The sequence below is a fragment of the Novosphingobium arvoryzae genome (genome assembly GCF_014652615.1).
GTDB classification, from domain to species: domain Bacteria; phylum Pseudomonadota; class Alphaproteobacteria; order Sphingomonadales; family Sphingomonadaceae; genus Novosphingobium; species Novosphingobium arvoryzae.
This window is the reverse complement of sequence record NZ_BMZD01000003.1, coordinates 384,234-405,483: the sequence shown is the minus strand read 5'-3', so window position 1 is coordinate 405,483 and position 21,250 is coordinate 384,234. Positions and strand designations below refer to the sequence as shown.

The window sequence follows — 21,250 nt, the reverse complement described above, 5'->3', positions numbered from 1 at the left end:
CGGAACAGACCCTTTGGCGGTGACCGCACGGTCACCCGTTACATGCACTTCAATTTCTGGGGGTGGCCGCACCCGCAGGGAGTGCGGCCATACCCGTTACCAGCTTAACCGCTGCTTAGGCGCTGGCTCAGGCGAGATCCTTGAGCAGCCCGGCCAGCGTTTCACCCAGCAGCGACGGCGAGGGGCTGACGCGGATGCCAGCTTCTTCCATCGCGGCGATCTTGTCTTCCGCGCCGCCCTGGCCGCCCGACACGATCGCGCCGGCGTGGCCCATGCGGCGGCCCGGAGGCGCCGTGCGGCCGGCGATGAAGCCAACCATCGGCTTCTTGCGGCCGCGCTTGGCTTCGTCCTTCAGGAACTGCGCGGCTTCTTCTTCCGCGCTGCCGCCGATTTCACCGATCATGATGATCGACTTGGTTTCGTCGTCGGCCAGGAACAGTTCCAGCACGTCGATGAAGTTGGTGCCGTTCACCGGGTCGCCGCCGATGCCCACCGCGGTGGTCTGGCCCAGGCCGATGTTGGTGGTCTGGAACACCGCTTCATAGGTCAGCGTGCCCGAGCGCGAGACGACGCCGACCGAGCCCTTCTTGAAGATCGAGCCGGGCATGATGCCGATCTTGCATTCGTTGGGGGTCAGCACGCCGGGGCAGTTCGGGCCGATCAGGCGGCTCTTGCTGCCCTGCAGGGCGCGCTTCACGCGGACCATGTCGAGCACCGGGATGCCTTCGGTGATGCAGACGATCAGTTCCATCTCGGCGTCGATCGCTTCGAGGATGGCGTCAGCCGCACCCGGAGGCGGAACGTAGATGCACGAAGCGGTCGCGCCGGTCGCGGCCTTGGCTTCGGCCACGGTGTCGAACTGGGGCAGGCCGATGTGGGTGATGCCGCCCTTGCCGGGGGTAACGCCTGCGACCATCTGCGTGCCGTAATCGAGCGCGGCCTGGGTGTGGAATTCACCGGTCTTGCCGGTCATCCCCTGGGTGATGACCTTGGTATGCTTGTTGACGAGAATCGACATGTTCAAAATCCTCCGATGGCTTGCGCCATAAGTACCTGGCCTTTCAGACCAAATTTTTGCGAGACCGGATCGGTCCCGGAAACATAGACCACTTCGACACTGTGACCCGACTTCCAGCCGGGTTCCCACAAGTGCTTGATGTTGCCGTCGGGCAGGGGAGCCGAACCGGTGTTCGGCTTGCCCATCAGGGTTATCAGCTGTTCGAGAGCAAGGGGCGCGGCGGCGTCGAAATCATAGATCCGGCAGCCGTTACCCCAGTACCCTTCCTTGTCCTGATAGCGCGATGTCACCAGCCACAGCGTGCGGCCACCCAGCTGCCGGGTGAACTGCGCCCCGCTGATGGTGGCTTCCGGCTCATCCTTGAGCGCGGCTTCGCGCCCGGTGCGGACCAGCTGGGCCAGCAGGGGATGAGCGTCTGCGCCAACCGCCTGCCATTTGCCCTTGCGGGCGGCCCGCTCCATCTTGCCCAGGTCACGCACCTGGCTGCACACCTGCTTGAAACCCGCGAACAGCGCCCGGTCCCCCGCGGAGGGGAGGGGCGCTGCCGCGGCTGCCGAGGCAGCAAGCAGGGTGAAGATTGCCACGGGCGTGGATCAGGCCAGCGAGGGGTCGATGCCCTTGCAGGCGACCAGCAGTTCCTTGACCGCATCGACCGAGATCTGCAGGCCGGCCTTGTCGGCTTCGTCCAGTTCGATCTCGATGACCTGCTCGACGCCGCCAGCGCCGATCAGCACCGGAACGCCGACATAGAGGCCGTCAACGCCATACTGGCCATCGACGTAGGCCGCGCAGGGCAGAATGCGCTTCTGGTCGTTCAGATAGGCTTCGGCCATCGCGATACCCGAGGCGGCCGGGGCATAGAATGCCGAACCGGTGCCGAGCAGGGCGACGATCTCGCCGCCGCCACCGCGCGTGCGCTTGACGATCGCGTCGATCTTTTCCTGGCTCGACAGGCCCATCTTGACCAGGTCGGGAACCGGAATGCCGTTGACGGTCGAGTAGCGCACCACCGGGACCATCGTGTCGCCGTGGCCGCCCAGCACGAAGGTGTTCACGTCGCGCACCGAAACGTTGAATTCATCGGCGATGAAGTGGCTGAAGCGGGCCGAGTCCAGCACGCCGGCCATGCCGACGACCATGTTGTGCGGCAACCCGGAGAATTCGCGCAGCGCCCAGACCATCGCGTCGAGCGGGTTGGTGATGCAGATCACGAACGCGTTGGGGGCGTGGTTCTTGATGCCTTCGCCCACGGCCTTCATCACCTTGAGGTTGATGCCCAGCAGGTCGTCGCGGCTCATGCCCGGCTTGCGGGCGACACCGGCAGTGACGATGATCACGTCGGCGCCCGCGATGTCGGCATAGTCGTTCGAGCCGGTGATCTTCGCGTCGAAGCCTTCGACCGGACCGCACTGCGACAGGTCGAGCGCCTTGCCCTGGGGCACGCCTTCCATGATGTCGAACAGGACGATGTCGCCCAGTTCCTTCTGCGCGGCGAGGTGAGCAAGCGTGCCGCCGATGTTGCCGGCACCGATGAGGGCAATCTTCTTGCGCGAAGTGGTCTTGGCCATAATCCGACGATTTCCTTCCCTGAATGCGGGATCACGTCTGGCAAAACGGCCGGCCCATACCATCCCGCTGGAATCCGGGCCAACCGGCGAATGCTAGCCGCCCTAAGCCCGCGCGGATACGAATGCAACCCGGTAAACGGCTGGTTGTCCAACTATTTTGTGATAATAGTTCGCAATTGCATTTACGGGATTTGACGGTGCTTGCCGCCCAGACGAAAACGGCAGGGACGCGCCCTGCCGTAACGTAAAGCAAATCGGGAGATGCGCAATCAGGCGATCGCGCGCTTCGGTCCATCCAGCCGCTCGCGCTCGCGCGCCAGCAACATGCCCGCCAGATAGTCGGGAACGGCGCGACTGAAGTAATAGCCCTGGCCCAGCGTACAGCCGGCGGCCTGGACGGCCTGGACCTGCTCGATCGTCTCCAGCCCTTCGGCCACGATCTGCATGTCCAGCGTGGACGCCATGCCCGATACGGCGCGGATGATCGCGTCGCTCTTCTTGCCCGCGTTGACGCCGGACACGAAGCTGCGGTCGACCTTGATCTTCCCGAACGGATACTTGTTGAGATAGCCGAGCGAGGAATAGCCGGTGCCGAAATCGTCCAGTGCAAAGCGCACGCCCGCGGCGGACAGTTCGGCCATGAAGTCCTCGGTCTGCTTGGAGTGGTCCAGCAGGACCGTTTCGGTGATTTCCAGTTCCAGCCGGTGCGCGGGCAGGCGTGCCTCGCGCAGGGCGTTGAGGATACCCATCGCCGCGCCGGGGGCCTTGATCTGGAGCGGGGAGAGGTTGACCGCCACGGTGACGTCATCGGGCCACTGCGCGGCGGCGCGGGCGGCCTGCGCGGTGATCCAGTTGCCCAGCGTGATGATCGCGCCGGTTTCCTCGGCCACTGGGATGAACTCGTCGGGGCGTAGTTCGCCCTTGACCGGATGGAACCAGCGCACCAGCGCCTCGAACGCGCGGATCCGGCCGGTCGAGAGATCGACGATGGGCTGGAAGAAGATCGACAGCTCGTCGCGTTGCAGGGCCAGGCGCAACTCGGCCTCGATCTCGCGGCGGCGGACCAGGTTGCGCGACATCGACGGATCATAGAAGCTAATCTGGTTCCGCCCGTTGACCTTGGCGTGGTAGAGCGCAAGGTCAGCGCCCTGGAACAGGGTTTCCAGGTCTTCGCCATCATCGGGTTGCAGCGCGATCCCCATCGAGCAGGCGATTTCCAGGCGGTCATCGTCGATCCGGATCGGGCGGGTCACATCGGCCAGCACCGCCAGCGCGATCGTCTCGGCCTCGCGCCGGTCCCGCACGTCGCAGGCGAGGATGAACTCGTCCCCGCCGAAGCGGCCGATCACGGCTTCCTGTTTGGCCTGCGCGCGCAGCCGCTGGGCGACTTCGGACAGCACCCGGTCGCCCACCTGGTGGCCCAGCGCGTCGTTGATGTCCTTGAACTTGTCGAGGTCCAGCCAGAACAGCGCCAGATTGGGCATGGCGCGGCGGCGGGACATGTATTCGACCAGGTAGTGATTGAGACCGGCGCGGTTGTGCAGCCCGGTCACCACGTCGGTGCGGGCAAGGTGCTGCATCTTTTCCGCCAGCCGCGCGCTGGTTTCAGCCGCCGCGACGGAATCGCGCAAGGTGTGGAAGACTGTCATCGTGATCGAGATCATCCCGATCCACAGCAGCACGATGGCCACCGCCAGCGCCCGGTGCGCCAGATCCTCGCCGTTCCAGAGCGCGACGTTGATGGGGGTGAAGATCAGGATCATCTGCCCGATCGAAATCGACGGCCGCCCCGCGTTGCGCGCGGCGATGCCGGTGCCATAGCCGATGGCATAGGCCACCATCAGCAACTGCGCGGTCGCCGGCAATTGATACCAGACGGTCATGGCAGCAAACACGCCGAGCACCGCCGAGTAAGTGAACGCCCCGAATTCGTAGAGCAGTTCCATCCGCCGCGCATCGCGGTTGCGCAGGCGCGGCAGCATCACGGCCATGACGATGCGCGCGGCCGCGATCGCCGTCAGCAGCAGCGCGAGTTCCAGGAAGATCCGGTCCGGCGCGTAACTGGCGGCAACCAGGCTGCACAGCACCCCGGTGATAGCCCCGATCGCGAGATTGGTGGGCTGCGTATAGAGCGTATCGACCAGGGTCTTCCTGACCCGGTCGTCCAGTGCGTTGGTGCGCAGCAGCACTCGCAACATGGTTCGCCAACGTTTGATAGCGCGCTCCGTTCTCGACTGGACTGCTTTAGCGGCAGCAGGTCACTGAATGGTTAATGCGGCAATTACCGCGTTTCGGCCGGTTGCCGTGGCCGCTATGCGGTGAATTCAGTTGCCGCGCGCCTCGATCCGGGCGTGGCAGGCGAGTGCCATGCGCCGATCCAGCGTCCGGCAGATCTCCAGCCAGTGATGATAGGTCGCCCGGTCCGCCGCAAAGAATGCCTGCTCCGCGTTCTGGCGAGCCACTTCGGCCGCGCGCAGCCCATGCCGCGCAAAGTGCTTCAGCGCATCGCGCAGCAGATCGTCATGCTGGCCATGCGAGCGGACCCGGGCATTGTCGTTGGCTGCCCGCTTGATGAGTGCGGTACCATGCGCCGAAGTGACGAAGGCGCCGGCGGCAGGATTGGCAGACGCAAAGCGTATCGTCATGAGTGAAGCCCGGTGTGATTGTTATCTGGGCCATTTCCCTAGAGCGATCACGGTAAGGTATGCGTGTAACAACATGGTTTCCGTGCCTTAACCTGTTGCCGAAGGCGCGCCGGTCAGGTTCCCGGCTGGCTGATCCAGCGACCGGAATGCTGATATTCCGGGCGAACCTGGGTATTGTCGGGCAGCTTTTCGCCGCGATAGATCGCATCGCCGCCGCGCCCCTGGATTTCGGCAGAATACGTCGGAGCCGGGGCCTGCACCGCGCTGCCGGACAGCGCCGCGCCGCCTTGCGCAGACTTCAGCCCCGCTTCGAAGGCCTTTTGCACGGCCAGCGGATCGAGTGCCGGATCGGATTGCTGGCTGGCCGCCATGCTGCGCGGATGGGGGGCGGGCAGCGGCTCACCCCCGGCATAGGCAAAGCGGAAGGCTGCCGGCTGACCCGCCGCACCGTTGAAGCGATAGAACCGGTGCGCCCCGATCGTGGTGATGTGGAACAGCGACGGCGCCCAATAGGTATGGACCGCAATGGTATGATAGTGCGTGGCGAGGCCCACGCTGCGCTCGACATAGCCGGACAGCGCAGCGCGGGCAGTGTCCATCGCGCGCAGCCAGAACATCCGGCTGGGCCGCCGCGCCAGCGCGCCATCGCACGTGAAGCTGAACTGGCAGCCTGTGACGCGTTCCGATCCCTGATAGACCACGCCGCAGACGGTGTTGGGATAGCTGGGGTGGGCCACGCGGTTCAGCACGACTTGCGCCACCGCGCGCTGGCCCTGATCGGATTCGCTGGCGGCTTCGTAATAGATTGCCGCGGTCAGGCATTCGAGTGCGCGGGTCCGGTCCACGCCGGAATTGTCGATCCGCATTGCGCGGGCCACCGCGCCCGCGCCAACCGCGCCGCCGGCATCCGATGTGATGCCATCGCCCAGCATCGGCAGCGGGTCTTCCGCCGCCAGATAGTAGAACGCAGAGCCGGGAAAGCTCTCGCCCGATTTCTCGAACGGCATCGGTTCGACGGTGACGGTGCTGTGCCCCGCGTTGCCGATGTCGAATCGAACCCATTGATCCGGCGCGGCCAGTGCGGGAACCGCGACCGCCACCAGCAGGACCAGCGCCCGCCGCCCGAGGTGCCGGCGCCGCATCCGCATTCCCAGCGTGCGCGCCCGCGTCCGGCCCAGCCGCGCGGTGAAATCGCGCGGGCGGGCTTCCAGGGGCAGGGCGAGAGCGTGGATCATCGGCACTTTCGGTTGCGGCACTACGCGCATGGCGCGTAACCCGCTTTGGCCGTGCGCGCACCCACGTGGTTCGCGCCGTGCCGTTGCGGGACAAGGCGGGCTCTATCCGTTAAGCGGTTAAGAAATCGCACTATTCGGTGCCGCCCTTGCGCGCGGCGGCAACCCGGCCTAAAGGCCACCCCACGTCATGGGTTGCCAGCGCAAGCTGGCCTAAGAGGGAAGCGGGTGGAATGCCCGCGCTGCCCCCGCAACTGTGACCGGGGAGCGAGCCGCCACCCACGCCACTGGGCAACCGGGAAGGCAGGCGGCAAGCGTTGATCCGGGAGCCAGGAGACCTGCCGATGACGGTCGTTCCGCGCCGGGCGGGGTGTACCGGAATGCAGCGTGGTCCCGCGAATTCGTGCGGGTCCTCTCGCCATGAACGGCATTCGTTCATGACGGGAGTATTGCGTTTGAAATATCTGTTTTTGCTGGGTTGTTCGCTGCTGTCCACCGCTCCGGCGGTGGCCCAGGATGCCGCTGCCGATACCGCAGTCGATGATGAGCGCGGTGAGGAACTAGTCCTCTATCACCCCTACCGTGATACCTACATCACCGTGGTCGCCACCGGCCAGGTGGAACCGCTGGTGCGCTCTGGCCAGTCGATCAGCGTGGTCGGCCGGGACGAGATCGAGGCGGTGCAGGGACCAGACCTGACCCGCGTGCTGGAGCGCCTACCCGGCGTGACCACCGCGCGCAGCGGTGGCCTCGGCAGCCAGACCAGCCTGTTCGTGCGCGGCGCCAATTCGCAGCAACTGCTGGTGACGATTGACGGCGTGCGCATGGCCGATGTCGCCTCGCCGGGCGGCGGGTTCGACCTGGGCACGCTGCTGACCGGCAGCGTGGGCAAGCTGGAACTGCTGCGCGGATCGAACAGCGTGGCCTGGGGCAGCGATGCCATGGGCGGCGTGCTGGCGGTGACCACCAAGGTGCCGAACGGCGTGACCGGATCGCTGGAATACGGCGCGCATGACAGTCTGACTACCGGGGCCAGCGCGGGGACTGCGGGCAATGGCTATAACGTTGCCGTCAGCGGTGGCTATGCCCGGACCGACGGGATTTCCGCCTATGCCGCCGGGACGGAGCCGGACGGGTTTCGCCAGTGGCATGGCACGGTGCAGGGCGGGGTGGCGCTGGTGCCAGACCTGTGGCTGCGGGCGGTGGGTCGCTATGCGGACAGCAAGGTCCACTTCGATGGCTATCCCGCGCCGAACTATACCTTTGCCGATACGCCCGAATACCAGACCACCCGGCAGGGTTCGGGCCGGGTCGGGCTGGATTACTCCGGCAACGACCTGAAGCTGGCGGCGGGAATTGCCCTGTCAGACACGCGCCGCGCCTATTACGATCCGACGTTCGGAGCCGCACCGAATTTTGAAACCACCGGTCGCAGCTGGCGCGCCGACGTCAAGGGCCGGGCTGATCTCAGCGACAAGTTCGTGCTCGATTTCGGCGCGGACAGCGAATGGACGCGGTTTTCGACCACGTTTGACGCGCGGCAGGAAGCCCGCCTGTCGAGCGGCCACGCGCTGCTGGGTTATCATGGCGGCGGGGTGCATCTGACCGGTGGGGTGCGGCTCGACGATCACGACCGGTTCGGTTCGCACTGGACCTTCGGGGCCAATGGCGCGGTCGATCTGAGCGACAACCTGCGCCTGCGCGCCAGCTTTGGCGAGGGGTTCAAGGCCCCGACGCTGTATCAGCTTTATGGCTATGGCGGGAACGTGGCGCTGCGTCCGGAAACGTCCACCGCGTTTGACGCGGGGATCGAGCTGGGCGACCGGGGCGGCTATCGCCACTTCGCCGTCACGTTGTTCCGCCGCGACAGCCGCAACCTGATCGACTACGTCTGGCCTTCCGGCTATTTCAACACCGCCCGCGCCCGCGCCGAAGGGGTTGAGGCGGAACTGACGGGCGAGTTGACCGAGGGGCTGCGCGGCTATGCCAGCTACAGCTACACCAAGTCCGTGAACCGCCAGACCGGCAAGGATCTGGCCCGCCGCCCGCGCCACGCGTTCAGCACCGGGCTGGACTGGACCACGCCGCTGGCCGGGTTGAAGCTGGGCGCGGACTTGCGCGTCGTGTCGGAAAGCTTTGACGACGCGGGCAACTTCACCCGGCTGGATGGCTTCGCGCTGGTAACGGTGCGGGCCAGCCTGCCGGTGACGGAGCAGGTTGAGCTGTTTGGCCGGGTCGAGAACCTGGGCAACAAGCGCTACCAGACGGTCGCCGGATACGGCACATATGGCCGCTCGGCCTATGCCGGGGTCCGGGCGCGGTGGTAAGGGCACTGCCGCCGCTGATCGCGCTGGCGCTGGGTGCTTGCACCGTGGCCCCGGCGCGAGAGGCGGCGGCGCCGTTGCCGCGGATCGTCAGCCTGAACCCTTGCACCGACGCGATCCTGGCCGAAGTGGCCGATCCGGAGCAAGTTCTGGCGCTGTCCAGCTATAGCCAAGATCCCGCGTCCAGTTCGATGGACGTCGCGCTGGCCCGCCGGTTTCGCGCCGTGGGCGGGACGGTGGAGGAAGTCGCGGCACTGCGGCCTGACGTTGTCCTGTCCGGCAACTTCATGGCCCTCGCCACGCGCGGCGCGCTCGAACGGCTGGGCGCGCGGCTGGAATTGCTGCCGATTGCCCAGACGGTGGCCGATAGCCGCGCGCAAGTGCGCCAGATTGCAGCGCTTGCCGGACATCCGCAGCGCGGTGAGGCGCTGGTCGCACGGATCGACGCCGCACTGGCGGCAGCGCGGCCCACGGGCGGCGCGCCGGTGCCCGCGCTGGTCTGGCAATCGGGCGGGATGGTGCCGGGGCCGGACACCCTGATTGCGGACCTGTTGACCCACACCGGCTTCACCAACGCTGCCGCCGCGCGCGGCTTGCGTCAGGCGGATCTGTTGCCGCTGGAACAGGTGCTGGCCGATCCGCCGCGCGTGATCCTCACTGCGGGCAGCCTGCATGGCAACGAGGACCGGCTGCTGCGCCATCCGGCGCTGGGTGCGCTGGGGGACAAGACCACGCGCGCGCCGCTGGACGCCAACCTGCTGTGGTGCGGCGGGCCGACAATCATCCGTGCTGCCGGGCGGCTGGCCGAAGTGCGGCGGGCGCTGTGACCCGGCTCAACGCATGGCTGCTGCTGGCGCTGGCGATTGCCGTGCCGCTCTCGCTGCTGGCTGGCCGGGTGTGGATCGATCCGTTCGATCCGCAGCTCCCCAATGCTGCGGTGATCTTTGCCGAATTGCGCCTGCCGCGCGCGGTGCTGGCGCTGGTGCTCGGCGCGGGGCTGGGCGCGGCGGGGGCGGCGATGCAGGGCTATCTGCGCAATCCGCTGGCCGATCCGGGCTTGTTCGGGATTGCCCCCGGCGCGGCGCTGGGCGCGGTGCTGAGCTTCTGGACCGGCTGGGCGGCGAGCGGCTGGGCGCTGCCGCTGTTCGCGCTGGCTGGCGCGGGCGGGGCGATGGCACTGCTCGGCGCGATTGCGGGCCGCAGCGGCGGGGTGCTGCTGTTCACGCTGGCGGGGATGATGATCGCCAGCCTGGCGGGCGCGCTGATGAGCCTGGCGATCAGCCTTTCGCCCACGCCCTTCGCGATGAGCGAGATCGTGACCTGGCTGATGGGCGCGCTGGTCGATCGCGGCTGGGCGGATGTGTGGATTGCCGCGCCCTTGACCCTCGCCGGTATCGCCGTGCTGCTGCGCGCCGGGCGCAGCCTCGATGCGCTGACGCTGGGCGAAGTCGCCGCGCGCTCGTTGGGGATCGATCCGCAGCGCCTGCAACGACTGATGATCGCCGGGATCGGGCTGACCGTCGGGGCCGGGGTGGCCGTCGCGGGGATCATCGGGTTCGTCGGCTTGATGGTGCCGCACTTCGTCCGCCCGCTGACCGACCGCCGCCCGTCCAGCCTGATCGTGCCGAGCGCGCTGGCCGGTGCCTTGTTGCTGCTGGTGGCCGACTGTCTGTGCCGGATCGTGCCGCTCGCGGGCGGTGAACTGCGCCTCGGTATCGCGCTGTCGCTGTTGGGCGCGCCGTTTTTCCTGCACCTGCTGCTGCGGTTGCGGCGGGAGCTGGCATGATGCTGGGCGGCGCAAACCTGACGTTGGCGGGGCGTTTGGCCGATGTTTCGGTCACGCTGAATCCCTGCGAGATGACAGTCATTTGCGGCCCGAACGGCGCTGGCAAATCATCGCTGCTGGGGGCGTTGGCCGGGTTGGTCATGCCTGATCGCGGCAGCGTTTCGCTGCAAGATGCTCCGCTTCGCCGGATGGCGGCCACTGCCCGCGCCCAAGCCATCGGCTACCTGCCGCAGAGTGCCGAAGTGGCATGGGACGTTACCGTCGAAACGCTTGCCGCCTTGGGTCGTCTGCCGTGGCGCAGCGGTGCGGCGGCTGATGCTGCGGCGGTGCAGGCCGCGCTCACGGCGCTGCAACTGGAACCCTTGCGCAGCCGTCCACTGTCGCAGCTGTCAGGCGGCGAACGGGCGCGGGCGCTGCTGGCGCGGGTGCTGGCGGGGGAACCGCGCTGGCTGCTGGCGGACGAGCCGCTGGCCAATCTGGATCTGGCCCATCAGCTGGCGCTGCTGGGACAGTTGCGCGCCCTTGCGCGGGATCGCGGGCTGGGGGTGGTGCTGGTGCTGCACGACCTGGCGCAGGCGATGAACTTTGCCGACCGCGTGCTGGTGCTGGACCGCGGCGCGCTGGTTGCCGACGGTTCGCCCGAAGCGGTGCTGACCGAGCAGCTGATCGGCGCGGTGTGGGGCGTACCCGCGCGCTGGCTGGGAGAGCCGGGCGCACGGGCATTGCTTCCCGGTTGCGTTACTTCAGGCCGCGGGCCTTGAGCATCGGGTCCACGCCGGGATCGCGGCCCGCGAAGGCACGGTACATCTCGGCGTAGTCCTTGCTGTTGCCCTGGCTCAGCACCATGTCGCGGAAACGCTGGCCGTTTTCACGGGTCATGCCGCCGTTCTCGACGAACCACTGGAATGCGTCGTGGTTCAGCATCTCGGTCCACTGATAGGCGTAATAGCCCGCCGCATAGCCGCCGCCCCAGATGTGGCGGAAATAGCTGGTGCGATAGCGCGGCGGCACCTTGGCGGTGAGCAGGCCGAGCGAGCCGAGCGCCTGGTTTTCGAACGCGTTGACGTCCTGCCGGCCGGCGCTGGCGGGCAGGGCGTGCCATTTCTGGTCGAGGATCGCGGCAGTCAGCGCCTCGCCCAGCGCATAGCCCTGGTTGAAGCGCGCGGCGCGCTCCACCTTGGCGACCAGGTCCTTCGGCATCGGTGCGCCGGTCTGGTAATGCTTGGCAAAGTTGGCGAACACGCGCGGCTCGGTCATCCAGTTTTCGTTGAACTGGCTGGGGAATTCCACGAAGTCGCGTGCGGTGCTGGCCCCCGAAATCGACGGATAGCGCTGGTTTGACAGGATGCCGTGGAGCGCGTGGCCGAATTCGTGGAACATCGTTTCCGCATCGGTGAAGCTGATCAGCAGCGGCTGCCCCGGCGCGGGCTTGGGCGAGTTCTGGACGTTGAACACGACCGGCTTGGTACCCATCAGGTGCGACTGGTCGACGAAGTTCGACATCCACGCGCCGCCCTGCTTGTTATCGCGCTTCCACGGGTCGAAATAGAACAACGCCATCTCGCTGCCGTCCTTGTCATAGACCGTGTAGACGGTGACGTCCGGATGATAGACCGGCAGGTCGTCGCGCTTCCTGAAGGTCAGCCCGTAAAGCTGGTTCGCCGCGAAGAATACGCCGTTTTCCAGCACGTTGGTGATCTCGAAGTACGGCTTCACCTGGCTTTCGTCGAAGGCATACTTCTCCTTGCGCAGGCGCTCGGCATAGTAATCCCAGTCCCACGGCTCGACGCTGAACTTGCCGCCGCTGCGCTTGATCAGCGCGTCGATTTCCTCGGCCTCGCGCTTTTGCGCAGCGGCGAGGGCGGGGACGAGGCCTTCCATGAACTTCAGCGCATTGCCGGGGGTCTTGGCCATCTGGTCCGACATGGTGAAGCTGGCATAGTCGGCAAAGCCGAGCAGCTGGGCCTTTTCAGCGCGCAGCTGCGCCAGCTCGGAGATCAGCGCGCGGGTGTCGTTCGCTCCGCCCCGCTCGCTGCGGTTCCAGCTGGCTTCATACAGCGCCTTGCGCGTGGCGCGGTTGGACAGCTTGGCGAGCAAGGGCTGCTGGGTGGTGTTCTGCAGCGGCAGCAGGAACTTGCCCTTCATGCCCCGATCCGCAGCCGCCTTGGCCGCGGTGGCGATTTCGGCTTCGGACAGTCCGGCCAGTTCCGCCCTGGTGTTCACCACCAGCGCGGCATCGCGCGTGCCAGCCGTGAGCTTCTGCCCGAACTCGGTCTGAAGCGTGGAAATGCGGCCATTCAGCGACTTCAGCTTTTCCTTGTCCGCGCCTTGCAGCATCGCGCCGTTCTGCACGAAGCGGTCATAGGTCAGCTTGAGCAGGCGCTGCTCGTCGGCGGCCAGGCCAAGGCTGTCCCGGCGGTCGTACAGCGACTTGACCCGCGCGAACAGCTTGTCGTTGAGGTAGATCGCGTCGCGCAACGCAGCCAGTTTCGGCGCGGTGGCGCTGTCGACCTTGTCCAGCGTGTCGTTGGTGTTGGCAGAGGTCAGCGCGCTGAACACGTAATAGGCGCGGGTCAGCATCTGGCCGGATTTCTCCATCGCGACCATCGTGTTTTCAAAGGTCGGCTCGGCCGGGTTGTTGGCAATCGCCTCGATCTCTGCCTGATTGATCGCGATCCCCTGTTCGATCGCGGGCTGGAAATCGCTGTCCCTGATCTTGCTGAAATCGGGGGTCTGGAACGGCAGGGTGGAGGGCTGCGCGAACACTCCGGTGCCTTCCGGGATCACCGGGGCATAGGGCGCCGGTTCCGGCGCCGCCGCGACCGGGGGAACCGAAGCGACGGGTTCAACCTTGCCGGAACAACCGGCCATGGCGAGCGCGGAGAGCGAAACGAGTGCGAGCTTGTGCATGAAACGTCCTTGCAATGGCCATGCCGGGGCAGCGTGACAGCCGCCCCGGACAATTCGGATAGCCGTGTTTACCAGATCTTCGCGCGCTGTTCAGGCGCGATGTACATCGCATCGCCCGGCTTCACGCCGAAAGCCTGATACCACGCCTCGATATTGCGCGTCGGCCCAAGCAGGCGGAAGCGCTGCGGGCTGTGCGGATCGGTCGCCACCTGGTTGCGGATCGCGTCCTCGCGCGCCTTGCCGCGCCAGACCTGGGCAAAGGCCAGGAACAGGCGCTGTTCCCCGGTCAGCCCGTCGATCACCGGCGCAGCCTTGCCGTTCAGCGACTTGCGATAGGCGTCGAGCGTGACCAGCAGCCCGGCGAGGTCGGCGATGTTCTCGCCCATCGTCAGGTCCGGGTTGACGAAAGCGCCGGGGGCGGCCTCATACTTGGCATACTGGTCGCCGAACACCTTGGCGCGTTCCTCGAACCGCTTGCCGTCCCCTTCGGCCCACCAGTCGCGCACCGCGCCGTGGGCGTCGATCTTGCGGCCCTGATCGTCAAAGCCGTGGATGATCTCGTGCCCGATCACCGCGCCGATCGCGCCATAGTTGACCGCATCGTCCGCTGCCGGATCGAAGAACGGGGCCTGCAGGATGCCGGCCGGAAACACGATCTTGTTTTCCAGCCCGCCGTTATAGGCGTTCACCGTCTGCGGGTTCATGCCCCACTTCTTGCGGTCCACCTTCTGGCCCAGGTCGGCCATCATGTAGGCATAGTTGAACTTGCCCGCGCGCTTGATGTTTCCGTACAGGTCGCTGGCCTTCACTTCCAGCGCGTCATAGTTGCGGAACTTGTCGGGATAGCCGACCATCACGTCCATCCGGGCCAGCTTTTCCAGCGCGGCGGCCTTGGTCGGTTCGCTCATCCAGTCATTGGCCTTGATTCGGTCGGCCATGGCGAGGTTCAGGTTGGCCACCAGGGCTTCCATCTTGGCTTTCGATGAAGCCGGGAAGTAGCGCGCGACATAGTCCTGCCCTACCAGTTCGCCCAGCGCGCCATCGACCTGCGCCACCGCGCGCCGCCAGCGCGGGCGTTGCTGGGTCTGGCCGCTCAGCGTCTTGACGTATTCGAACCGGCTGTCGACCATCGCCTTGGTCAGGTAGGGCGCGGCCTGATCGGCGATGTGGAACGCCTGCCACAGCTTCAGCGTTTCGAGCGGGGTCTTGTCATAGAGCGAGGCGATGTCCCGGATCGCGGTATTTTCGTTGACGATGATCCGGGGCTGCAGGCCGATCCCCGCGCCGTCCATCAGCGCCACCCATTCAATGCCCGGCGCATAGCTCATCAGCTCGGTGCTGCTCATCGGGTTGTTCACCTTGTCGATGTCGCGGCGGTCGGCCACTTTCCAGCTGACTTCGGCGATGGCCGTTTCAAACGCCATGATCGTCTTGGCCGCAGCCTTGGGGTTGGCATGGCCGATCGCCTTCATCGTGCGCTCGATATAGGCGACATAGGCGCTGCGTTGGGCCTTGAACTGGTCCGAGAAGTAGTATTCGCGCTCCGGCAGGCCGATGCCGCCCTGGCTCATCCACAGCACGTTGGTGGTCGGATCGGCCGAGTCCGCATAGGGCCCCGCATCGACCAGCGAAATCCCGAACTGCCCGGCCGTGGTGCCCATGAACCGCGCGAAATCGCGCTTGGTCGTGATCGCGTCCAGCACCGCAAGGTCGGCCTTGAGCGGGGCCAGCCCCAGCTTCTCGACCGTCGCTTCATCCATGTAGCTGTCATAGAACGCGCGATACTTGGCGTCGGCCGGGCCTTCGGTGATCAGCTTCTGCAGCTGTTCCTGGGTGGTTTCGCGCAAGTCGTTGAAGGCGCCCACGCTGGGCCGGTCGGCCGGAATCTCGGTCGCGTCGAGCCACTTGCCGCTGGTATAGCGCTGGAAATCGTCACCCGGCTTGACCGAAGTGTCCATCGCCGAAAGGTCCACGCCCCAGGTGCCGAAGTGCGGTTTGGCCGCAGTGGGCTGGGTTGCGGCGGGGGTTGCGGCGGGGGTTGTGGCAGGGGCTGCGGCGGTTTGGGCCAGTGCGGGCGCGGCGGTCAGGGCCAGCGCGGCGGCGGTCAGCAGAAGGCGGGTCTTCATGATGCGTGTTCCCCTCAGAACGGTTGCGGCCAGCGGGCGCCCATCCGCCCCCGGCCATGCTGTCGCTTGGGTCGCGCGCGCGGGCGGGGAAGTCAATGTCGTTGGCCGAGCGGGATGGCGCGTTGGTCGGCCCCCGGGGGGGCGGGCCGAAGTGCCGCATTGCCAAACCGGCCGCGCGCTGCAAATTGCCCACAAGGCGCTGGCCAGTGCCTCTTGCCTCCCGTGAACAGATATGGAACAGACGCGACCATGTCGCTAAGCAAAATCGTGGTGCCGAAAATCGTCGTAAGGGGGGCGCGCGAGCACAACCTCAAGGGCTTTGATGTCGAGCTTCCGCGCGACAGCCTGATCGTGATCACCGGCCTGTCGGGCTCCGGCAAGTCCAGCCTGGCGTTCGACACGATCTATGCCGAAGGGCAGCGGCGCTACGTCGAGAGCCTGAGTGCCTATGCCCGCCAGTTTCTGGAAATGATGCAGAAGCCGGATGTGGAGCACATCGATGGCCTCAGCCCGGCAATCTCGATCGAGCAGAAGACGACCAGCCGCAACCCGCGCTCCACGGTGGCGACGGTAACGGAAATCTACGACTACATGCGCCTGCTGTGGGCGCGGGTGGGGGTGCCCTATTCCCCCGCCACGGGTGAGCCGATCGCGGCGCAGACCGTCAGCCAGATGGTCGACCGGGTCATGGCCCTGCCGGAGGGCACGCGGGCCTATCTGCTGGCCCCGGTCGTGCGCGCGCGCAAGGGCGAATACCGCAAGGAACTGGCCGAATGGCAGCGCGCCGGATACACCCGCGTGCGGATCGACGGCGAATTCCATGCCATCGAGGACGCGCCCGCGCTCGACAAGAAGTACAAGCACGACATCGAGGTCGTGGTCGATCGCATCGCCGTGCGCGAAGGGATCGAGACGCGGCTGGCGGACAGCTTCGAACAGGCGCTGAAACTGGCCGACGGGCTGGCCTTTGTCGATCTGGCCGACGGCGTCGTGCCGGGCCGCGAGGAGGAGAAGGCCCCTGTTAGCGTTGGAGGCGCCATGAAGGGCGCTGGCCTGCCGCCAAACCGGATCGTGTTCAGTGAAAAGTTCGCCTGCCCGGTGTCCGGCTTCACTATCGAAAGCGTCGAGCCGCGCCTGTTCTCGTTCAACGCGCCGCAGGGGGCCTGCCCGGCCTGTGACGGGCTGGGCGAAAAGCTGCTGTTCGATCCCCAACTGGTGGTGCCGAACGAGGCGCTCAGCCTCAAGCAGGGGGCGATCGTGCCGTGGGCGAAATCCAACCCGCCATCGCCCTATTACATGCAGGTGCTGGCCAGCCTGGCGACCGAGTTCGGCTTCAGCCTGGACACGCCGTGGCAGGATCTGCCGGGGGAAGTGCAGTTGGTGATCCTCTATGGCACCGGCGGCAAGGCCGTGCCGCTGACCTTCATCGATGGCAAGAAGACCTACACCGTCAAGAAGGCGTTCGAAGGGGTAATCGGCAATCTCAACCGCCGCATGCTGCAGACCGAAAGCGCCTGGATGCGCGAGGAACTGGGCAAGTTCCAGGCCGCGCAACCGTGCGAAACCTGCGACGGCGCCCGCCTGAAGCCTGAAGCCCTGGCGGTGAAGGTGGCGGGAGAGCACATCTCCTCGCGCACCCGCCTGTCGGTGGCCGACGCGCTGGCGTGGTTTTCCAACCTCGACGCGCACCTGACAGACCAGCAACGCCAGATCGCCAAGGCCATCCTCAAGGAAATCAACGAGCGTCTGGGTTTCCTCAACAACGTCGGGCTTGACTACCTCAACCTTGACCGGACCAGTGGCACGTTGTCGGGCGGGGAAAGCCAGCGCATCCGCCTTGCCAGCCAGATCGGCAGCGGGTTGTCAGGCGTGCTCTATGTGCTGGACGAGCCCAGCATCGGCCTGCACCAGCGCGACAACGACCGTCTGCTGGAAACGCTGCGCCGTCTGCGTGACCTGGGCAACACCGTGATCGTGGTGGAGCATGACGAGGACGCGATCCGTACGGCGGACCACATCGTCGATCTTGGCCCCGGCGCGGGCGTGCACGGCGGCGAGATCGTCGCGCAGGGAACGCTGAAGGACATCCTCAAGTCCAAGCAGAGCCTGACCGGGCAATACCTGTCCGGCGCGCGCAAGATCGAGGTGCCCAAGACCCGCCGCAAGGGCAACGGCCACTTCATCACCGTGCACAACGCGCGGGCCAACAACCTGACCGGCGTCACCGCCAGCTTTCCGCTCGGTACGTTCTGCTGCGTCACCGGGGTGTCGGGCAGCGGCAAATCAAGCCTGACGCTGGACACACTCCACGCCGGGGCCGCCCGCGCGCTCAACGGGGCGCGGGTGATTGCAGGGGCGCATGATAGGATCACCGGCCTCGAGCTGTGCGACAAGGTAATCGAGATCGACCAGTCGCCCATCGGCCGCACGCCGCGTTCCAACCCGGCGACCTATACCGGCGCGTTCACCCAGATCCGCGACTGGTTTGCCGGTCTGCCGGAATCCGAGGCCCGCGGCTACAAGGCCGGGCGGTTTAGCTTCAACGTAAAGGGCGGGCGCTGTGAGAAGTGCCAGGGCGACGGGCTGATCAAGATCGAGATGCACTTCCTGCCCGACGTCTATGTGACCTGCGAGGAGTGCAACGGCAAGCGCTACAACCGCGAAACGCTGGAAGTGAAGTTCAAGGGCCACTCGATCGCCGACGTGCTCGACATGACGATCGAGGATGCGGAGGAGTTCTTCAAGGCGGTCCCCCCGATCCGCGACAAGATGGCGATGCTGAACGAGGTGGGCCTTGGCTACGTCAAGGTCGGCCAACAGGCGACGACCCTGTCGGGCGGCGAGGCGCAGCGCGTGAAACTGGCCAAGGAACTCAGCCGCCGCTCCACCGGACAGACGCTATATATCCTCGACGAGCCGACCACCGGCCTGCATTTCGAGGACGTGCGCAAACTGCTTGAGGTGCTGCACCGGCTGGTTGACCAGGGCAACAGCGTGGTCGTGATCGAACACAACCTCGATGTCATCAAGACCGCCGACTGGATCATTGATCTTGGTCCCGAGGGGGGCGTGCGTGGTGGGGAGATCGTGGCGGAAGGCACTCCTGAACAAGTTGCCAGCAATCCGCGCAGTTTCACCGGGCATTATTTGCAGTCGATGCTTTGAGTTTGCACTAAACTACGCAATACTCCGGATGCCGGTTACGCCGGACATGAGGACAGGTGTGTGTAAGTGTGCTGTGCCCGGATCAGAGGCAGGCTTCATGCGTCCAGGTTGTGCTTGAAATCTTCGTCTGTAACCGGCTTGCACTGGGTAAGGATGATTATGGGATAGACGCGATGAATGAGCCGAAAAGTAAGGCAGGCAAAGAACTTCGACGCATTATTCGCGAATTGGAAAGTATCGCCCGGGATTGTGAAACACATGGCGATTCCGGGCAGGGCGGTCACGAATTGCTTCAGCCGCCGGTCAAATCGGGTGAGAGCAGCGCCGGATATTCAGATCAGGTGCTGGCGGAAAAGGCTGCCCAGATCTACACCACGCGGCGCCAGCGCGACCGGCGCGTAGGGCAGGGTTTCTTCGGGGAGCCGGCCTGGGACATCCTGCTCGACCTGTTTATCCATCATGTTCAGGACAAGTCGGTCAGCGTTACCAGCGCCTGTCTTGCCAGTGCCTCTCCACCAACCACCGGGCTGCGCTGGTTGGGCGTGCTTGAGCAGGCAGGATTCGTGATGCGCGCACCGGATCCGGAAGATGGCCGTGTGACCCTGGTGCGCTTGACGGACCATGGCCTTCAGGTCTTGCGGGAGATCCTGGGCAACTATGTCGCGGCGGTTCATGATGCCAGGCTGATTGCCTGACCCACGGATTGGATCGTGCCCGATTGCAGGTGCGCCGGGGCGAATGGTCAATTCATTTGACCGGGCCATGGCTTCGGGCATGATCGCGTGATCTGTGGAGAGGATCATAGCAATCATGATGGATACCCTTGCCCCGTTCGTGGGCCTGATCGGACTGATCGGTTTCGCTGGTCTGGCCGGCATCAGGCAGCCAGTCGATAAGAGCCGGCCAGGTAGTGAAATCCGATTGCTGGGTCTGTTCGGTCTTGTCGGTCTGGTCGGCTTCTGGATTCCCGGCGCCGGCGCGATCGGTGCAAGCGGCGCACTGGGACTGTGGAATCACCAGAATCCGAAACTGGCGTTCTGGGGCAAGCTGGGCTGGATGAGCATCGCAGGTCTGCCCTACCTGGCGCGCCACTTGCTCACGTGACGGCCAGGCCGGTGGGCTACTTGGGCTGAATGAGCGTGTAGGTCGATTGCCTGTCTGAAGTGATCCGATAGCCTGGCCTCAGGAATTTCCTGAGGTTGCTGATGATCACTTTCAGGTTCTCTCTGGTGATCGGGTTGGAATCCGAACTCGCCGCGATGCACAGCGAGTTGTAGGTCGCCGTATTGCCGGGTGATTTCAGCAGATGCTGCAGCACAGAGCGCAAACGCGGCGGCAGATTGTAGGCATGGGCGGCCTTGGTCATCGACCGTTGGAATTCGTTGTCCTTCTTGCGCGAAAAGGCGTTGTCCTGATAGCGTTTCCAGAACGAGAAGATGCGGGCCATGAACTCCAGGTAATGGGTCCGGCCGATATCGATCACATCATCGAAGCCCAGCATGATCAGCTTGGCACGACGTTTCGGATCGCTTTTCATGCAGATGCAGATCTTGATCTTGTTGACCATCATGGAGGAATGCTCCTTCATGAATTCCGCGATCCGGCGGTGATCCTCACCGCCAAAGATGATGACGTCGTAGTCCATCTTGGCGGTGGAAAGGAGAATGTCGGGACGCGTGCTGAAGTCGTTGATGCTGTAATGCAACAAGGACTTGTCCAGCCAGCTGCGGCGGTGCTCGGCCTCCGTATCGTTCATCTCGATATATCGGATTCGCAGGGTCATGTACTCGGGGTTTTCGAGGAATAACGTCGTTACATCCTCAGGCGCACCCGGCACATTTACCCGAATGGTGAATTCGTTCATCTCACCCGTTTCTCCGGTTCTTTATATTGTTTAGACCCGTAGGTTCGGCTTTCTTCAGTCTTGGGCGCGGTTTATCGCGCCGGGGTAAGGATAAGGCACGGTTAAAATATTAATTCGTGCTAACGAATACCTAGGTATTATCCGAAGTTCGAGCCGGGTTTGGTTCATTTTGGTGTGAGCGGATTCTGTTCGTCGTGCGAAGGTTTCGTTTCGCCGAGCCTGCTGGTCCATCTCTTGGTGGCGATGAATCAAGTGTTGGTGCGATTGCGTGCTGTTAAGATTGGTTGTGGCAGGGCAAGGCGCTGAAATTTCGATAAACGTTCTGTTGCCATGGCTGCATTGGGTCAGGTGAATGTCCAAGCCGACCGTTACACTCGATATGGAACGAAAATTCATCAATAGTGAGAGTGATCATTCTAGAATATAAAATACACAGTCAGAATGACGAATGATGTATCGTCAGCTTGCAGGTGCCCGGTGTTTAACGAGATGGACCTGGGCTCCCGAGATATCACCCTCGCCCTTTTCACAATTGCGAACTTTTCACGCACACGAAAATGTGCCAGAAGGATTCGGGAGCGGGCGCTGCTGTGCGCCCCGATGATACGTGAG

16 protein-coding genes and 1 riboswitch are annotated in these 21,250 nt (G+C 64.9%); of the genes, 7 read left to right on the top strand and 9 right to left on the bottom strand.

Annotated elements, in window-relative coordinates; genetic code table 11:
* Positions 1-127 precede the first annotated feature (127 nt).
* From sucD to IE113_RS08395, 6 genes are all read right to left on the bottom strand, one after another.
* Positions 128-1,018: a succinate--CoA ligase subunit alpha gene (gene sucD / locus IE113_RS08420; RefSeq protein WP_189540389.1), complete on the bottom strand. Its 891-nt coding sequence runs from the start codon at positions 1,016-1,018 to the stop codon at positions 128-130.
* Between the two features lie 2 nt (positions 1,019-1,020).
* Positions 1,021-1,602 carry a hypothetical protein gene (locus IE113_RS08415; protein ID WP_189540387.1) on the bottom strand — a complete coding sequence of 194 codons (582 nt, stop codon included), beginning with the start codon at positions 1,600-1,602 and terminating at the stop codon, positions 1,021-1,023.
* A gap of 9 nt (positions 1,603-1,611) precedes the next feature.
* Positions 1,612-2,586 carry a malate dehydrogenase gene (gene mdh / locus IE113_RS08410; RefSeq protein ID WP_189540385.1) on the bottom strand — a complete coding sequence of 325 codons (975 nt, stop codon included), beginning with the start codon at positions 2,584-2,586 and terminating at the stop codon, positions 1,612-1,614.
* 269 nt (positions 2,587-2,855) lie between these two features.
* Entirely contained in the window at positions 2,856-4,784 is a 1,929-nt protein-coding gene (locus IE113_RS08405) for a putative bifunctional diguanylate cyclase/phosphodiesterase (protein WP_189540383.1), read from the bottom strand.
* A gap of 126 nt (positions 4,785-4,910) precedes the next feature.
* Positions 4,911-5,231: a hypothetical protein gene (locus tag IE113_RS08400; protein ID WP_189540381.1), complete on the bottom strand. Its 321-nt coding sequence runs from the start codon at positions 5,229-5,231 to the stop codon at positions 4,911-4,913.
* 113 nt (positions 5,232-5,344) lie between these two features.
* Positions 5,345-6,496, bottom strand: a complete 1,152-nt coding sequence (locus IE113_RS08395) for a cell wall hydrolase (RefSeq protein WP_229822227.1) — start codon at positions 6,494-6,496, stop codon at positions 5,345-5,347.
* Between the two features lie 142 nt (positions 6,497-6,638).
* Positions 6,639-6,823, top strand: a riboswitch (cobalamin riboswitch).
* A gap of 95 nt (positions 6,824-6,918) precedes the next feature.
* Here IE113_RS08395 and IE113_RS08390 point away from each other — a divergent pair.
* From IE113_RS08390 to IE113_RS08375, 4 genes are read left to right on the top strand one after another with little or no spacing between them, the layout of a single operon-like run.
* Positions 6,919-8,790, top strand: coding sequence for a TonB-dependent receptor plug domain-containing protein (locus tag IE113_RS08390; RefSeq protein ID WP_189540379.1), 1,872 nt, complete (start codon positions 6,919-6,921; stop codon positions 8,788-8,790).
* Positions 8,784-9,614, top strand: a complete 831-nt coding sequence (locus IE113_RS08385; RefSeq protein WP_189540377.1) for an ABC transporter substrate-binding protein — start codon at positions 8,784-8,786, stop codon at positions 9,612-9,614. Before IE113_RS08390 ends, IE113_RS08385 begins: the two co-directional genes overlap by 7 nt.
* Positions 9,611-10,573: a FecCD family ABC transporter permease gene (locus tag IE113_RS08380; protein ID WP_189540375.1), complete on the top strand. Its 963-nt coding sequence runs from the start codon at positions 9,611-9,613 to the stop codon at positions 10,571-10,573. Before IE113_RS08385 ends, IE113_RS08380 begins: the two co-directional genes overlap by 4 nt.
* Positions 10,570-11,334: an ABC transporter ATP-binding protein gene (locus IE113_RS08375; protein WP_373297854.1), complete on the top strand. Its 765-nt coding sequence runs from the start codon at positions 10,570-10,572 to the stop codon at positions 11,332-11,334. The genes IE113_RS08380 and IE113_RS08375 overlap by 4 nt, the downstream gene beginning before the upstream one ends.
* On the opposite strand, the gene IE113_RS08370 is transcribed toward IE113_RS08375, so the two are convergent.
* Together IE113_RS08370 and IE113_RS08365 are read right to left on the bottom strand one after the other, a co-directional pair.
* Positions 11,312-13,483, bottom strand: coding sequence for a M3 family metallopeptidase (locus tag IE113_RS08370; RefSeq protein WP_189540370.1), 2,172 nt, complete (start codon positions 13,481-13,483; stop codon positions 11,312-11,314). The genes IE113_RS08375 and IE113_RS08370 overlap by 23 nt on opposite strands.
* Before the next feature lie 68 nt (positions 13,484-13,551).
* Positions 13,552-15,609, bottom strand: a complete 2,058-nt coding sequence (locus IE113_RS08365; RefSeq protein ID WP_189540368.1) for a M13 family metallopeptidase — start codon at positions 15,607-15,609, stop codon at positions 13,552-13,554.
* A 249-nt stretch (positions 15,610-15,858) separates the two neighbouring features.
* Between IE113_RS08365 and uvrA the strand changes: the two genes are divergently transcribed.
* From uvrA to IE113_RS08350, 3 genes are all read left to right on the top strand, one after another.
* Positions 15,859-18,774 (top strand): excinuclease ABC subunit UvrA, encoded by a 2,916-nt coding sequence (gene uvrA, locus IE113_RS08360; RefSeq protein ID WP_189540366.1) that lies wholly within the window; start codon positions 15,859-15,861, stop codon positions 18,772-18,774.
* Positions 18,775-18,947: 173 nt separating this feature from the next.
* A complete protein-coding gene (locus IE113_RS08355) occupies positions 18,948-19,469 on the top strand; it encodes a helix-turn-helix domain-containing protein (RefSeq protein ID WP_189540363.1) in 522 nt (173 codons plus the stop codon).
* Between the two features lie 115 nt (positions 19,470-19,584).
* Positions 19,585-19,878: a hypothetical protein gene (locus IE113_RS08350; RefSeq protein WP_229822224.1), complete on the top strand. Its 294-nt coding sequence runs from the start codon at positions 19,585-19,587 to the stop codon at positions 19,876-19,878.
* A 16-nt stretch (positions 19,879-19,894) separates the two neighbouring features.
* Here IE113_RS08350 and IE113_RS08345 read toward each other — a convergent pair whose 3' ends face one another.
* Positions 19,895-20,638: a hypothetical protein gene (locus IE113_RS08345; protein ID WP_189540361.1), complete on the bottom strand. Its 744-nt coding sequence runs from the start codon at positions 20,636-20,638 to the stop codon at positions 19,895-19,897.
* Between the last annotated feature and the right edge of the window lie 612 nt (positions 20,639-21,250).